We start from the raw sequence: 16,130 nt of genomic DNA on the forward strand, positions 1-16,130 counted from the left end.
GACAAACTATGCAATGTACGTTGTCCAACAAAATTCCGCACATACGAGAGGAGTTTATAAAACTATGCGCTACGTTATCATAACAGGAACTTCACAAGGTTTAGGTGAGGCTATTGCCACTCAGTTGTTAGAAGAAAGTACAACTGTCATCTCTATTTCTAGAAGAGAAAATAAAGAACTTACTAAACTTGCAGAGCAATATAACAGCAATTGCATTTTTCATTCCTTAGATCTTCAAGATGTACATAACTTAGAAACTAACTTTAAAGAAATCATTTCATCCATTAAAGAAGACAATGTATCCTCTATTCATTTAATTAATAATGCAGGTACAGTTGCACCTATGAAGCCGATTGAAAAAGCAGAAAGTGAACAATTCATTACGAACGTTCACATTAATTTACTTGCACCTATGATTCTTACATCTACGTTTATGAAACATACGAAAGAATGGAAAGTAGATAAACGCGTTATAAATATTTCATCTGGTGCAGGAAAAAATCCTTATTTCGGATGGGGCGCTTATTGTACGACGAAAGCTGGTGTAAATATGTTTACACAATGCGTAGCAACTGAAGAATGGGAAAAAGAATATCCAGTAAAAATCGTCGCTTTTGCCCCCGGTGTTGTTGATACAAATATGCAAGCACAAATTCGTGAAACAGCTAAAGAAGACTTCACAAATTTAGACCGCTTCATTGCATTAAAAGAAGAAGGAAAGCTATTATCACCTGAATATGTTGCGAAAGCTATTCGTAACTTACTAGAAACTGAGGAATTCCCTCAAGGCGAGGTTATTAGAATTGATGAATAACAAAAAGGCGTGCTAAAATAGCACGCCTTTTTGTTTTACTTCTCTAAAAATATGAGCACAGATTCCGCAATTTGTTCATAACCAATTTCTTGATAAATTTTATTAGATGTCGGATTCGCTAGATCAGTATATAACGTAGTCGTCTGGTAGCCTTCATCTAACATACGTTGACTAAGTGCTGCTACACAATGAGATGCATACCCTTTTTTCCTTGCTTCTTTCGGCGTATATACGAAATTGACTGTTATATTATTTTTAGTTGGTCTCGTTTTTGCAGCTACAGAAACGAGTTTCCCATCCACTTCCAAACCAAACAGTCGATTTGTAGTTATTAATGTATACGCAGTTTGTTTTGCTTCTTCTTTCGTAGTAGGAAGCTTTACGTCTTCACAAAATTGATATATCCACTGTTCTATTAATGGTAATTCATCATTATTTACCGCTCGGAAAAGTCCATTCGCATTACACTTCTTCTTTACTCTGTTCAGCTCATACACACCTTGCTCCATTGCAACATTCGTTTTTTTATTTTCTAATACGGCAATCTCTTCCGCTAATTTCTGTACAATTTTCTTATTACCGATCAATCCAGGAATATCCGGATATACTTTCGTTAATTCTTTTGCAAGTTCCTCAATAGTTACTCCCGCAATTTCAGAAGTTGCAACAATGATTTGTTTCTTCTCTTCTGTTTGCAGAAATACAACCGCAATTTCTTCTCCTTGTTTCGCTATCCCCATAAATATCGGTTCTTGGACCATTTGTAATACACCTAATATGAGATTGTTTTCCTGCTCATTCTTTTCTAGAAATGGTGTAACATCTTCTTTAAAATGAAAAATCTCTTCATATACATGTAATTGAATCATCGACAATCTCTTCTCTCTATTCATAGTTTAATTAAGTATTGGCGATTAATTCATCAAATCCCTCTTTTACGATTCAATAATATTCAAAGCTAATGTATTCAAAGCATTTTCAGCTTGTAAAATTCTCTGTTTTTCCTTTTCAAATACATCTTCTTCTTTTTGAAATGACTCTTTTCGATTTTTGATCATGCGCTCCATCTCTTTTTTACTCGGTCCACCGTATACATTTCTTTTTTGAATAAAAGCTTCTGGCGATATAATTTCTTTCCACTCTTTTTCTAATAAATTTATTTTAAAATGTTCTTGCAAGTACATATTTACCTCTTTGAAGTGTAATTCATGTAGTTCTTTTTTCTGCTCCAATGACATATTTGCAATAGCACTTGCTGCATGATGAGCATGCCGAAATGGAATTTCATAGTTTTTTGTTAAAACATCGGCGAAATCCGTTATCGTTATTGCATGTTTATAGGAACGACTTTTTAACGTTTCTTCTTCTACTTTCATCGTTCGGATCACTGCATTCATCATACAAAAAACACGAATTGCCTTTTCAATCCCTTTATATAAATATGGCTGCAAGTCATCTTCCGTATCGACAATATCACCAAATGGTGTATTATGAATCATTTGAAATACTGTAAATGCTTCTCCTAAAGCACTACTCGTAATTGCACGAGCATGTTCAATTGAAACCGGGTTTCGTTTTTGCGGCATAATACTACTGATTTGTACATATGACTTTGCAACAGTAATACCGTCATATTCTTTCGTTGCTAACAACAAAAAGTCATGAATCCATCTACTCGTATTCGTCATCATTACCATAAGTAGCGAGCTAACTTCTAATAAATAATCCGCTCCAGCAACAGCATCATATGAGTTCTCAATTACATTTGTAAATCCAAGTAGATGAGCAACTCGTTCTCGTTTAATCGGGAAACTTGTTGTAGAGAGTGCAGCCGCCCCCATTGGAGACTGATTTAAAAGCTGGTACGTTTTTTTCATTCGTTCTAAATCTCTTTGCATCGTATCATAAATTGCTAACGTATAATGACCAAATGTTGTTGGCTGTGCTGGTTGTGTATGTGTATAAGCTGGCATGATCGTTTCCTTATGATCAGCAGCAAGTTGCAGTACACTTTCTTGCAATAACAAATGATGTTCTATTAATCGTAATACATATCGCCTTAAACTCATGCGATACATCGTTACGCCCATATCATTTCTACTTCTACCAATATGCATATTACTTACAAAATCGCATTTCGCTTCTTGAGAAATTAAATGTTCGACTAAAAAAAAGAGATCTTCATGCTGCTCTGTATAGAGCAATTGCTCTTCTGGAATTCCCTCTACCTTTTTTAATGCGTGTAATATAACTTTAGCTTCTTCCTTTTTCATTAAATTTTCTTCCGTCAGCATCGTAATATGTGCTTTATGCACTTGAAACATATCTTTCAATAAGTAATTTCGTTGAAAATCAAATACATGTTGTAATACACAATCCACATATGTTTTCCCAGGGAAATCAGCGCCTTCACTCTTTATAAACTCTTCTTTACTTTGTTTCATCACCTTTTCCCCTCTCACCTAAGTATTACTACCCATCATACCCAGAGATAGAAAAAAAGTGCTTGTACATAAAAATAAACTCGGTGCTCTCTGCACCGAGTTTATTTAATAAAAGTCGCATCATACTTATCACTTTGCAACACTTGGAAATGCAAGTTTGCTAAATGTTTCCGTATTTCTGCACTATCGTCTTCATTTAAATTATTCGCCAAAAACACAATTTCTGTACAGTTTCCACGTTTATCCATAGCATAAACTGCTTTTGTAACCGTCCATGGTGTGTAACCATTCTTTTGCCCCGCATGTCTGAATGTTTTACGGTATTTCTTGGCACTCATGTCTGTTTCAACGATATTTGCCCACACTTTTTCTTCAGCCTCTGTCAAGCCACCTTTATGGTTTGCCTTTTGAAGTAATACCATATAATCATTTGCAGAAGCTGCTGGTAATCTATCTGACCAAATTTTGTCGTAACGTTCCTCTAAATAAAGCGGAATTTCCTTCTGTAATAATGGTCCCTTCTTCTTTAAGCGTTCATGAATAATCATCGCATATTCACGATATTGCTCTTGAGACATTTCTTTTAACTTTTTCTCTATTTTATATTTTGGAACATGTAATTCTTTATGCAAATATCCCGGGATATACAAAGATGAAACGATTGGAAATAGTGGTTGATGTGCAGGAAGTGATAAACTTTGTAAATTTCGATTGATGTTATCTAATCCTAACAATTCCATTAAGTATTCAGCATTTGCATTCGAACTAAACTTAACCATTCCTTTTGCCACTTCTTCTAAAGAAACCGCTCCTTCAGTTATCTTGCCCGTCTTCTCCAAATACTTTTGCCATCTATCTTGTGCACCACCATCTGTATTCGGCACATAATAACGATTCACATCATTAATCGACACGAAACTAGAAGAATCAATTTTCCCTTCAGTAACTTGTTTCGTATATTCAAGCGCCACAATTAATTTCATCGTACTAGCAACTGGCAATACAACATTTGGGTTTACAGAATAAACAACTTTATCATTTCTCTTTACTAGAAGCGCACTATTTTTTTCATCTTTATGTTCTTCAATAAAAGATGCAATATACTGTGCATCATCATTATTTGAACTCCACACTTTTTTCACTAAAAAGTTACCCGATATTAGCAAAACAAAAATACCCACAATTACTGCGCATACTATAGTTTTTTTCAAGTAAAATTCCTCTCCTATTGTGTAACTCTTCTCTATTTATCATTTAAAAACAAAATAATGGAGATGGTCATTTAAATAACCATCTCCATTATTTTAACTTGTATGCTCCTATTATGTCTACGTCATAAATTTCACAAAATCCTCAAGAAACTTTTTATAATGTAACGACCAACCAATTCGCACCCAATTTTTTAATGCTTTTGCATCAGGTTGAGGCCGAAAATCAGCAATACTCTCTCCTTTTGCAATTCCAACTGTATCTACATCGACACGACGATATACATAATCTAAAAGGGATGGATTTGCCGCAACCATCATTGTAACGACGTCATGTACTGGACTTCCTTTTATTTTCGGATTTAACTTTCTATAAGCTTTATAATAGTACGTAAATATCGGCTCGATTAACTTATTAAAACTCGTTTTAGAGTGTTTCGTAATATATTTTACCATTTCCGGTGTAATAATTGCTTCAGATGTAACGTTAAGTGGCACTAATGTTACATTTTTGGCATTTTGCATAACTAATTGTGACGCAATGGGATCACCATGAAAATTCGCCTCTGCGACTGGTGTTACATTGCCAGGCATTAAGAAAGCACCGCCCATTATATAATATTCTTTCACATACTTCATCATCGGCTTTTCTAAAATAAATGCTGTCGCTAATGTTGTTGATCTACCAGCATCGACTATTATTAATTCTCCTTTATATTTTTCAAGAAGATCAAAAAATGTACAAAAAGGCTTTATATTTGGTGAAAAAGTTTTTGGAGGTTTAATTGGCCCTAAACCGTCTGTCCCATGAATTTCTGGATAATACGTCGTAATATCTCCGGATAAAGGAATTTTCGCACCATTAATAACAGGTATATCTTCCCGTCCTGCCATTTGCAATAAATATGCGGCATTACTTGTCGCCTTTTCTTGTGTTACATTTCCATATCCCGTTACTACACCAACAATATCAATATCAGGATGCAACAATCCATACATAATTGCTAAAGAGTCATCAATGCCTGGGTCTCCTAAAAATAATACTTTTTTCATCGACCTCAACTCCATCCCCTCAGTTGTTATTAATTTATGAATAACCGTGGATATACAGAATAAAAAATGAACAAATTCACACAAAAAAACGCAGTCTTATAAGGACTACGTTTCTTCAGCTAACCTATACTGTTTTTTTTACAGCACTCATACTTCCAATGATGTAAGCGATAAACGCAAAACAAATCGGGAAGACAACTGTATGTATACCGAACGGATTTGGATAGAAAAGATGAATACACATATATGAGCCTACCCCAACTAAAATAGACGCAAGCGCTCCTGTAGCATTTCCTTTCCTCCAATATAACCCTAATACGATTGGCCAAATGAATGCTGCTTCTAATCCACCGAAAGAAAATAAATTTAGCCATATTAAAAAATCTGGTGGTTTAATTGCCGCTGCATAAACGAGTAGTCCTACAATACCCGTAATCCACAAACTTCCTTTTTTTATCGTACTGTCTGCTGCATCTTTATTTATGTAATTTACGTATATATCTTTAATAATTGACGAGCTTACAAGTAATAATAAAGAGTTTACTGTAGACATAATCGCTGCCATCGGTGCAGCTAAGAAAACTCCAGCTAACCAAGGTGGCAACACTTCCATCGCAAGTAGCGGCATTACTTTATCTGGTACCGTTATACCTGGAAGTACTACTCTTGCAAATACACCTGTTAAATGCATACCGATCATAATTGTGCCAACGACAACGGTTCCAATTATTAAAGCTTGGTGCATCGCTTTTGAATTTTTATAAGACATGGCACGCACGCTAATTTGCGGTAAACCGACAACGCCAATTCCAATTAAAATCCAAAATGATGTAACATATGATTTCGTTAAACTGCCATCTGCTCCGAATGGTGTAATTAACTTTGGATTAATTTGAACAAGTTCCTGCATAATCTTTTCAATTCCACCACCAGCAATGACAGTAGCAATTAAAATGATTGTTGTTCCAACTAACATAATGATTCCTAATAATGTATCTGATAGAGCAACTGCACGAAATCCACCAATTAATACGTACACAAGTACAGAAAAAGTAAATAAAAATAGTGCTGTTGTATACGATAGCCCCGTTAGTGACTCGATTAATCGTCCACCACCGACCCACTGGGCTACTGTCGCTGAAAATAAAAAGATAATAATACATAACGCAGAAAGTATAACAACTGCTTTATTATTGTATCTCCCTTTTAAATAATCGATAAGAGTAATTGCTTCCATCTTCCTAGCGATAATTGCAAACTTTTTACCGATAACCGTTAAAACGATATACCCTGTTACAACTTGAATCGCAGATAACAGTACCCATCCAAGACCCATATTGTAAGCAATACCAGGGCCACCAATAAAGCTACTTGCACTACCGTACGTAGCAATCATTGTCATCGCTAATAATAAACCGCCTAGCTCACGCCCACCAAGAAAATATTCTTGCAAAAATTTATTATGAGCAGTTGCTTGCACGCGTCTTGAAGCATATACACCAATTAAAAATACAACGATAAACGAAATTATCATTGGAATGATTACATACCAATTCATCTATTATTCCTCACTTTTTTCTTCCTCATCGAGTGAAATATCTTGAAATACAAAACGAACAACTAAACTAAGTAAAATAACCATAACGATAAATCCAACGATACAGCTATAAAAAAACCATGCGGGAAAACCTAATACATATGTATATTCATTCGGATTTTTACTACCAAGCCCATAAGCAAATCCGTACCAAATTATAAAATTAATAATAGCAAGTCCAAGACCAATTAACGCTTCTCTATGGGCTATTCGAAAGCGTGGATCATCATGATAATCTTTCATTTTTACCCCTCCTCTCACGATGTATTATTGTACCATTGTTCTTCTAGTTTTTCCTACTAGAAAGCAAAAACAAGCAGGATTTTTTTATAATCATATAGAAGATTCTCTTACATTACATATTTTTTACAATTGTAACACGAATGAAATTTGAATTTTCAGTATTTCTTAATTATGATTTTAATTAGAGGCTTTCCATCTAGTTTCCACATCCTTGATTTCGGAATAAGCGCCGTCTCGTACTGCGTTTACATTATATTTTCAAGGGGGTTATACAATGAGTCAACTAGCTGTAAATCTTCATGAAAAGGTAGAGAAGTTTCTTCAAGGTACAAAAAAGTTATATGTGAATGGATCTTTCATTGAAAGCGCTTCCGGTAAAACATTTAAAACACCTAACCCAGCAACTGGTGAAACACTTGCCGTCGTTTCTGAAGCTGGTCGCGAAGATATTCATAAAGCTGTAGTCGCAGCTCGTATGGCTTTTGACGAAGGTCCTTGGTCTCGTATGAGCACTGCTGAGCGAAGCCGTCTCATGTACAAGTTAGCTGATTTAATGGAAGAACATAAAGAAGAGCTCGCACAGCTCGAAACATTAGATAACGGAAAGCCAATCCGTGAAACAATGGCAGCAGACATCCCACTTGCAATTGAGCATATGCGCTATTACGCTGGCTGGGCTACGAAAATCGTTGGTCAAACAATTCCTGTTTCCGGTGATTACTTTAACTATACACGCCATGAAGCTGTTGGTGTCGTTGGTCAAATTATTCCTTGGAACTTCCCGCTTCTTATGGCAATGTGGAAAATGGGAGCAGCGCTTGCTACAGGATGTACAATCGTTTTAAAACCTGCAGAACAAACTCCACTATCTGCTCTATACTTAGCTGAATTAATTGAAGAAGCTGGATTCCCGAAAGGTGTTATTAATATCGTACCTGGATTCGGTGAATCAGCTGGACAAGCTCTCGTTAATCATCCACTCGTTGATAAAATTGCATTTACCGGTTCTACTCCTGTCGGTAAACAAATTATGCGACAAGCATCCGAATCATTAAAACGCGTTACACTTGAGTTAGGCGGTAAATCACCAAATATCATCTTGCCGGATGCTGATTTATCTCGCGCGATTCCTGGTGCACTTTCTGGTGTTATGTTTAACCAAGGACAAGTATGCTCTGCTGGATCACGCTTATTTGTTCCGAAGAAAATGTATGATAATGTCATGGCTGATCTCGTCCTCTATTCTAAAAAACTAAATCAAGGTGTCGGTCTTAACCCTGAAACAACAATTGGTCCTCTCGTTTCTGAAGAACAACAAAAACGTGTAATGGGCTACATTGAAAAAGGGATTGAAGAAGGCGCTGAAGTACTTTGCGGAGGAAGTAATCCATTCGATCAAGGCTACTTCGTTTCTCCTACAGTATTCGCTGACGTAAATGATGAAATGACGATCGCAAAAGAAGAAATTTTCGGTCCAGTTATTTCTGCAATACCATTTAACGATATTGATGAAGTAATTGAACGTGCAAATAAATCACAATTCGGCTTAGCGGCTGGTGTATGGACAGAAAATGTTAAAACAGCACACTATGTTGCAAGCAAAGTACGTGCAGGTACAGTGTGGGTAAACTGTTATAACGTTTTTGATGCAGCATCTCCATTTGGAGGATTTAAACAATCTGGTCTTGGCCGTGAAATGGGATCTTATGCATTAAATAACTATACAGAAGTAAAGAGCGTTTGGCTTAACTTAAATTAATGAAAAGAACCTGACCTATCCGGTCAGGTTCTTTTCATTATGTATTCCTTTAAATTTGCAGTCCTCCGCTCACATTTAATACTTCACCTGTAATATAAGATGCGTATTCTGATGCTAAAAAGGCTGCTGCGTTCGCAATATCTTCTGGCGTTCCAATTCTACCAACTGGAATAGCGCCAACCATCTTTTCTTTCACTTTATCTGGTATCGTTTTGGTCATATCTGTATCCATAAACCCCGGACAAATCGCATTACAAGTAATACCGAAACTTCCAACTTCTTTCGCTGCTGTTTTCGTTAATCCTACAACTCCAGCTTTCGTTGCAGCATAATTTGCCTGTCCAATATTCCCCTCTCTACTTATAGAAGAAATATTAATAATTCTTCCATATCCTTGTTGTCTCATATAAAGAAGCGCTGGTTGCATACAATAAAAAACTCCAGTTAAATTCACTTGTAATACTTGTTCCCAAGCAGATTTCTCCATTTTATGTAACATTGCGTCTCTTGTAATTCCAGCATTATTCACCAAAATATGTAATGTACCAAATTTTTGAACCGCATATTCAATTAACGACTTTGCTTCATTTTGATTACTCACATCACATCGATATGAGCACACTTCATATCCTTCATCTGATAACTCACGTGTCGTTTTTTGTAGCGTCTCTTCATTTACATCGCTAATTAATACTTTCGCCCCTAGCTTTGCATAAACCCTTGCAATCTCTTTTCCAATTCCCTGTGCAGCTCCTGTTACAACAGCTGTTTTCCCATTTAAAAACTCCATTCCTATCCCCCATTTCTATTACTTATACTGTATATTTCGGCTTTTTACTTTCCAACTCCTCTTTGTATAAAAAAGTCTATTTGTGTCAAACTAACTTTGCAACGTCGCATAAAGTGAAACTTTAATTAGTGGGAAGTTTGTTCATCCCCCACTGATTATCAGCCCTCACCAATCGGGCATTTAATCTCCCACCTAGCTTCTTTGTTCCATCTGAGTTTTAAGGTGGGAGTTTTACTACCCGTTATGCGGGATAAATTGCAAGGAGATTGTGTCGAATGAATAAAAAAAATTTCAAACAAAGCAAAACAACTGATGGCATTGATGTTGAGTTCTCTCGCGAACTCGCTGACCACAATGACTTAGAAGCAAACGCACGTGCAAATGCCGCTGATGCACGTCAAAAGCGCCAATCAACCGAAAAATAAGGTACATCACAACCTTATTCTTTTCAAAAGGGACCTACTACCCAACAAAATAAACCGAGAGACATCTCTCGGTTTATTTTCTATATTTTTTTGCATAATGAGCCAAAGTAAGCAACGGATATATATGAGCATAACTATGATAACGAATATAAAACCCACCTGGTAAACCTGTTCCAGTAGGATATTTTTCATTTATATAAGGGTTGGAGAGCAAATATGAAATACCTTTTCGAATAACTGGCGTTTCTTTATCATAGTAAGAAATGAGGGCATCTAACGCCCATGCTGTTTGGGATGGTGTACTAAATGGCAAAGTAACAAATCTTTTTTCCACACTACTTTGGCAAGATTCTCCCCAGCCACCATCTTCATGCTGTATATGTTCAAGCCATAAAACGGCTCGTTTCAATGATGAATCGCTAGATGGTATTCCTAGTGACCGTAAACCAGTCAACACTGCCCACGTACCATATATATAACAAATTCCCCATTTCCCATACCACGATCCATTTTCTTCCTGTACATTCATTAACCAATTTATCGCACTTTGTTTTTGTTTCTCGGGCAATTCATTTTGCGTATACGTCCCAAAAAATTCTAGCACTCTTCCTGTAATATCTGGTGTAGAAGGATCTGTAATCATATCACTTGCATTCTCGATTGGTAAATTTGCTAATATACGGCTCGTTACCCCTTTTTCAAAAGCTCCCCAACCACCATCATTATTTTGCAATCCTTTAACCCAATTAACCGCTCGCTTCCAAGCATTATCTACATTTTCGTTCCCTCTACTTCGCGCCAACGCTCTTAACACAGCAGTTGTATCATCAATATCTGGAATCGTCGTATTCACATCCGAAAAGCCCCAACCACCTGGGAAGAGATCCGGTGCATGTACACTCCAATCTACTTTCTTCGTTTGCTGTTTTCTTAGTAAATACGCTGATGCATTTTGAATCACTTTACTTACTTTCGGAACTTGAGCTTCTTGCAAAGCATAACTGAGTAAAGCTGTATCCCATATAGTTGACGGAGAGTTTTGCAAATGGCTCCCTCTCTCCATCTTCCATATATAAGATGTAATTCCCATTATAGCCTTCTCAATAATTGGTGATTGAATAGAATGTCCTAATGCAAGTAAAGCATAAATCATATAAAACGAGGCAGTTGCGTAGCTATATAATGTTCCATTTTCATCAATACGCCCTTTCATAAAACGTTCTACTTCCTCATATCCTTTATGATGCAAAGAAAGTGGATACGTTATAATTTTCTTCACGTCACTTACTAACGTTTGAAAAACTGGAGACCGATCCTCCCGAAACCATTCTCCGCCCCCGCCTGCAATGTGATTTAAATTTGGCAATAACTTTTTCCCTACTCGAAATCTTTTATTTAAACACAACATCATCGGAATTAAATGAATACGTGCTGAGCTACTCAGTTCAAATATACTGAGAGGGGAATCATTCTGCAGAAACATAATTGGTGTTGGCAAATGAAAGAGAGAAGGATATTCATATTCTCCATGAATCGCTAATAAAAACTTCGTCATAAAATGAGCACGCGCTACCCCACCGCGCTCATTTATAAACATTTCCGCTCGCTTCATATTCGCATCTTCTTTTGTATATTTTTCCGATGCAAGTAAGGCAGCATAAGATTGAATTGTAGCAGATAAATTACCACCCACCTCATCTTCATACAATTTCCATGTTCCTTCATTTGTTTGGAGTGATGCTAATCTTTTTACAAACGGTTCTATCTCTTTATCTCTACCTAATAATTTTAATAAAAAAATCATATGACAATCTGTTAATGGCGCTCCCTCAAAACAAAACCGCCACGTACCATCTTGCCGTTGCATTGTTTGAAGTGCAGTTGTTCTTCTCGCTATTTCTTCATACACTTTTTCATATAATAACAAGTTACTCACCCACCCTTTCGAAATCCGTATAACGATATTCAAAAAGGTAGCTGAATATGTATAAAAACAAAGAAAAGCAGAACATATAAAATGTTCTGCTCATAAACAATACCCTACTCCGACAATAATTCCTAATAAAGCACCGACTACTACTTCATACGGTGTATGCCCAACAAGTTCATTTAACTTCTTATATTCTGTTTCTCTACCGTGAAAAAAGTCATTCAATATTTTTGCTTGTTTACTTACTGCAAGCCTTACTCCTGAAGCATCATACATAACAATAATGGCAAAAATAGTAGCAACCGCAAACATCGAGCTTTCCACACCTTCCACTACTCCAACTCCTGTAGCAAGCGCTGTAACTGTTGAAGCATGAGAACTTGGCATCCCACCTGAAGCAAAAAACTTTGCAAAATCAAATTCACCTGTTTTAACTAATTTAAAGACTACTTTCGTTAATTGTGCTAAAAACCATGAAATTACAGCTGCCATAAGCGGATCATTATGTAAAATTGTTTCCATGTTCTCAGCTCCTTACTAGCTATAATGGAAATCCTATATAGTATCAGTATAAAGAAAAATGCGTAGAAAATACTACGCATTATGATACTTTTGCTGATTTATTTTTTATAAATTTCGGTTGTTTCTGCACTAAAAACTTAGTCTTCGCTACCGAGAATACAAATAATGCAACCCATATACAGAAAAATGCAATCATATGAGTAGATGTGAAATGTTCACCAAATACGAATACACCTAAAATTAAGCTAATTGTTGGTGCAATATATTGTAAAAAACCTACCATATAAAGCGGAATAAGTTGGGCTCCTTTTGCAAAATAAAAAAGTGGTAGAGCTGTAACAATACCCGCTCCTATTAATAGTAATGTCGATAACATTGAGATAGAGCCAAATGAGCCGAAACCATGTACTCCTGTCATTACTAGATAAATAATCGCAAACGGCGTTACTAACATCGTTTCCATCGTAAGTCCAATTGTCGCATCATAGTTTAACAATTTTTTCGTTAATCCGTATAATCCAAATGAAAGGGCAAGTGATAAAGAAACCCACGGGATAGCCCCGAAACGTACTGTTAAAATGATAACCCCCACTCCAGCTAAACCAACTGCAACATATTGCCAGAAGTTTAACTTTTCCTTTAAAACGACTGTACCAAGTAAAATACTAATAAGCGGATTAATATAATAGCCAAGACTCGCTTCAATAACATGATTATGATTAACGGCCCATATGTAAACAAACCAGTTTCCACTAATCAAGACTGAAGCTATTGTTAATGACATTAATAATTTAGGTCGTTTAAAAAGATTCACAAATTCCCCAATAAACTGGCGAAACCTCTTCGTAACACCTAATACGAGTAACATAAAAACAAACGCCCAAACGATGCGGTGTGCTAATATTTCATCTGCTGGAACTTCCTCAACCCATTTCCAATAAATCGGTAGGATTCCCCACATCGTGTAAGCACCAGCCGCATATAGTATCCCTTTTTTTTGCTCTGCTGATTGACTCCCCATCTTCCTTTTTCTCCTCTTCTCATTTTTTCTCCATTATACGGTCTCACATGCTCACTTTACCAATAATCAATCTGCATTTCTTTCGACATTTCTCATACAACGAATAATAAACATACCGTTATTACAACAAGTAACGGTATGCCGAAAACAAATTTCTTTTTATGAGTTTTATGATGAAACATATACATGCCAATCCAAGTTCCAACTGCTCCCCCAACTGCCGCTGATAAAAACAACGTACTTTCTGGCGTTCTCCACTGTTTCTTCTTCGCTTTTCGTTTATCAAGCCCCATAAGGCTAAAAGCTATAATGTTAATAATAAGAAAATAAATCCATTTCATCGCTTTCTCTCCTTATGAAAAATTCGCTTAATGGTAACACGAAAAAACGACGGAAACAACTGAAGAACTCTTTTTATCCAACTAGTTTCATTCCTTTTTCTTAATTAGTTACCTTCATATTTACATAACCAACTAAAATCGCAGTTAAAGCATTTAATATAGAAAAATGTTATGAGCAGAATCCTATATTTCATTACATTCATCCACTACCATATCATCAAAAAAATTGCTCTCAATCACTTTCTCATCAAAACGAAGAACTACAATTAGCCCTACATATAAAGAAACAAAATTTAGAAACCATTCCCCATTCTCATCTTTCTTAGCTAAGCATTTAAATATCTCTTGAAATTGCATACGCTCATCTGTCGCAACAACCGGTCGCACGCCAAAATATTTCAATACAAGATGTAGGTTGAGCTGCACGGATAATGATAAAATATACTTTAATAACTCGGTATAATGAGCAACATTTTTTTGACTATATAACTTCACAAGCTCTTGATGTAAAGTAGAAATTGATAATTCTTCTTTAGTCACTTTTGTTGCTTCTATCATTTCAATCATCTTTTTCATATCCATTCCATTTACCCCTCCTGTTACAAAACAAAAGCCAAAGTATACTTATTTTATAATCAACAATAATTGATTATTTCTCGTCTCTCTTTCTTCTTCACTTACTAAGTCATACTTTTTTAAAAGATGAAATACATCATTTAATATTTCTTGTGAGTGATTACCTTGTAAAAAATTTTTTAACCCTTTAAAAATCTCTTCTGATAAAAAACTCTTTTGACTTTCAAGCTTATTCATCACATCTTCAATAGAATGATCAATGTTACATGCCATACTAAACTTCCCCCTCTATCCTCTATAAATAATATCCTCAGCTAACGATGTAAACACTTCTCCAACAAGAGAATCTTCATCATATACAGATGAACCATTATTTTCTTCACGTTTCGCAAAAGGTATTTGAGCAATTACTTCTGTTTGCAATTGTTCTGCAAGCATTTCGCCGCCGCCTTTTCCGAAGAGATAATTTTTCGATCCATCTTGTTCTTCATAATAAGCCATATTTTCCACAATACCTAAAATCTCATGCTTCGTATGTTTTGCCATTACACCGACTCTTGAAGCAACGAATGAAGCTACATTGTGCGGAGTTGTAACAATTATTTCTTTCGCTTGCGGAATCATCGCTGCAACATCGATCGCAACATCTCCTGTACCTGGTGGTAAATCAAGTAATAAATAATCTAATTCTCCCCAGTGCGTATTCGCAAGAAAATTTTGAATCCATTTATTTAGCATCGGTCCGCGCCACATAACTGGGTTATTTCCTTCTGTAAAAAATCCCATCGACATGATTTTAACACCGTGACTAATGACTGGAATTGCCGTTTGATCAATCATCGTTGGTTTCTTATTCGTTTCCATCATAGCTGGAATACTAAAACCATATATATCTGCATCTAGTATCCCCACTTTTTTGCCCATACGCGCTAGTGCAGTTGCAAGATTAATTGTCACCGTTGATTTTCCAACTCCGCCTTTTCCACTCGTTACAGTAATAAAACGTACTCCTGAATCCGGGCGAAGCATGCTCGGCATACCAGTTTCTGTTCTAGTATTTTTCTTTAATTTCTCTGTTAAAGCTGTACGTTCTTCTTGTGTCATAGAACCAAATGTTACCTCCACTTTAGAGGCACCAATTGCGTGAAGTGATTCTTCAATATCTTGCTGAATTTTTGCTTTTAACGGACAACCTTGGATTGTTAGTACTACTTCAAGTTTAACCTTTGTTCCGTTCATTTGTATATTTCTAACCATATTTAATTCTACAACACTTTTGTGTAACTCTGGATCCTCTACATGTTTTAATGCATTCATTATTTGTTCTTGAGTAAGCATAGAACTCATCCCTTCTCTTATTCTAATTTATATACAACATTTTCTTGGCGCTTCATCTGGTGAAAAAAC

The 16,130-nt window shown here is 36.0% G+C and carries 17 protein-coding genes; 3 read left to right on the top strand and 14 right to left on the bottom strand.

The window, feature by feature from the left end; all coding sequences use genetic code 11:
- Positions 1-64 precede the first annotated feature (64 nt).
- Positions 65-814: a (S)-benzoin forming benzil reductase gene (locus ACXKY9_RS17120; protein WP_001271048.1), complete on the top strand. Its 750-nt coding sequence runs from the start codon at positions 65-67 to the stop codon at positions 812-814.
- A gap of 35 nt (positions 815-849) precedes the next feature.
- Here ACXKY9_RS17120 and ACXKY9_RS17125 read toward each other — a convergent pair whose 3' ends face one another.
- The 6 genes from ACXKY9_RS17125 to ACXKY9_RS17150 form a co-directional block, all read right to left on the bottom strand.
- Positions 850-1,683: a GNAT family N-acetyltransferase gene (locus ACXKY9_RS17125; RefSeq protein ID WP_000615376.1), complete on the bottom strand. Its 834-nt coding sequence runs from the start codon at positions 1,681-1,683 to the stop codon at positions 850-852.
- Positions 1,684-1,749: 66 nt separating this feature from the next.
- Complete coding sequence (gene argH, locus ACXKY9_RS17130; protein WP_000813961.1) at positions 1,750-3,258, bottom strand: argininosuccinate lyase; 1,509 nt, start codon at positions 3,256-3,258, stop codon at positions 1,750-1,752.
- A gap of 101 nt (positions 3,259-3,359) precedes the next feature.
- Entirely contained in the window at positions 3,360-4,469 is a 1,110-nt protein-coding gene (locus ACXKY9_RS17135; protein WP_000751366.1) for a serine hydrolase, read from the bottom strand.
- Positions 4,470-4,586: 117 nt separating this feature from the next.
- Positions 4,587-5,519, bottom strand: a complete 933-nt coding sequence (locus ACXKY9_RS17140) for a nucleoside hydrolase (protein WP_000756459.1) — start codon at positions 5,517-5,519, stop codon at positions 4,587-4,589.
- Between the two features lie 124 nt (positions 5,520-5,643).
- Positions 5,644-7,077: a sodium/pantothenate symporter gene (panF, locus tag ACXKY9_RS17145; RefSeq protein ID WP_001104819.1), complete on the bottom strand. Its 1,434-nt coding sequence runs from the start codon at positions 7,075-7,077 to the stop codon at positions 5,644-5,646.
- 3 nt (positions 7,078-7,080) lie between these two features.
- Positions 7,081-7,359: a YhdT family protein gene (locus tag ACXKY9_RS17150; RefSeq protein ID WP_000656239.1), complete on the bottom strand. Its 279-nt coding sequence runs from the start codon at positions 7,357-7,359 to the stop codon at positions 7,081-7,083.
- Between the two features lie 274 nt (positions 7,360-7,633).
- On the opposite strand from ACXKY9_RS17150, the gene dhaS reads away from it, so the two are divergent.
- Complete coding sequence (dhaS, locus tag ACXKY9_RS17155; RefSeq protein ID WP_000080279.1) at positions 7,634-9,118, top strand: aldehyde dehydrogenase DhaS; 1,485 nt, start codon at positions 7,634-7,636, stop codon at positions 9,116-9,118.
- 49 nt (positions 9,119-9,167) lie between these two features.
- Here dhaS and fabG read toward each other — a convergent pair whose 3' ends face one another.
- Positions 9,168-9,908, bottom strand: coding sequence for a 3-oxoacyl-ACP reductase FabG (gene fabG / locus ACXKY9_RS17160; RefSeq protein WP_000395042.1), 741 nt, complete (start codon positions 9,906-9,908; stop codon positions 9,168-9,170).
- A gap of 275 nt (positions 9,909-10,183) precedes the next feature.
- On the opposite strand from fabG, the gene ACXKY9_RS17165 reads away from it, so the two are divergent.
- Complete coding sequence (locus ACXKY9_RS17165) at positions 10,184-10,333, top strand: YfhD family protein (protein WP_001035818.1); 150 nt, start codon at positions 10,184-10,186, stop codon at positions 10,331-10,333.
- Between the two features lie 73 nt (positions 10,334-10,406).
- Here ACXKY9_RS17165 and ACXKY9_RS17170 read toward each other — a convergent pair whose 3' ends face one another.
- The 7 genes from ACXKY9_RS17170 to ACXKY9_RS17200 all read right to left on the bottom strand — a co-directional run bounded on the left by ACXKY9_RS17170 (position 10,407) and on the right by ACXKY9_RS17200 (position 16,061).
- Positions 10,407-12,260 (bottom strand): terpene cyclase/mutase family protein, encoded by a 1,854-nt coding sequence (locus tag ACXKY9_RS17170; RefSeq protein ID WP_000928169.1) that lies wholly within the window; start codon positions 12,258-12,260, stop codon positions 10,407-10,409.
- Between the two features lie 99 nt (positions 12,261-12,359).
- Positions 12,360-12,785: a divergent PAP2 family protein gene (locus tag ACXKY9_RS17175; RefSeq protein ID WP_000447820.1), complete on the bottom strand. Its 426-nt coding sequence runs from the start codon at positions 12,783-12,785 to the stop codon at positions 12,360-12,362.
- 79 nt (positions 12,786-12,864) lie between these two features.
- Positions 12,865-13,806, bottom strand: coding sequence for an EamA family transporter RarD (gene rarD, locus ACXKY9_RS17180; RefSeq protein WP_000535537.1), 942 nt, complete (start codon positions 13,804-13,806; stop codon positions 12,865-12,867).
- A 92-nt stretch (positions 13,807-13,898) separates the two neighbouring features.
- Entirely contained in the window at positions 13,899-14,147 is a 249-nt protein-coding gene (locus tag ACXKY9_RS17185) for a DUF1294 domain-containing protein (RefSeq protein WP_000871347.1), read from the bottom strand.
- A 183-nt stretch (positions 14,148-14,330) separates the two neighbouring features.
- Positions 14,331-14,729 (bottom strand): hypothetical protein, encoded by a 399-nt coding sequence (locus ACXKY9_RS17190; RefSeq protein ID WP_000367289.1) that lies wholly within the window; start codon positions 14,727-14,729, stop codon positions 14,331-14,333.
- A gap of 42 nt (positions 14,730-14,771) precedes the next feature.
- Positions 14,772-14,996 (bottom strand): hypothetical protein, encoded by a 225-nt coding sequence (locus ACXKY9_RS17195; RefSeq protein WP_000752383.1) that lies wholly within the window; start codon positions 14,994-14,996, stop codon positions 14,772-14,774.
- A gap of 15 nt (positions 14,997-15,011) precedes the next feature.
- Complete coding sequence (locus ACXKY9_RS17200) at positions 15,012-16,061, bottom strand: P-loop NTPase (RefSeq protein WP_000957517.1); 1,050 nt, start codon at positions 16,059-16,061, stop codon at positions 15,012-15,014.
- Positions 16,062-16,130 lie beyond the last annotated feature (69 nt).

This window comes from Bacillus sp. 2175, assembly GCF_057812155.1.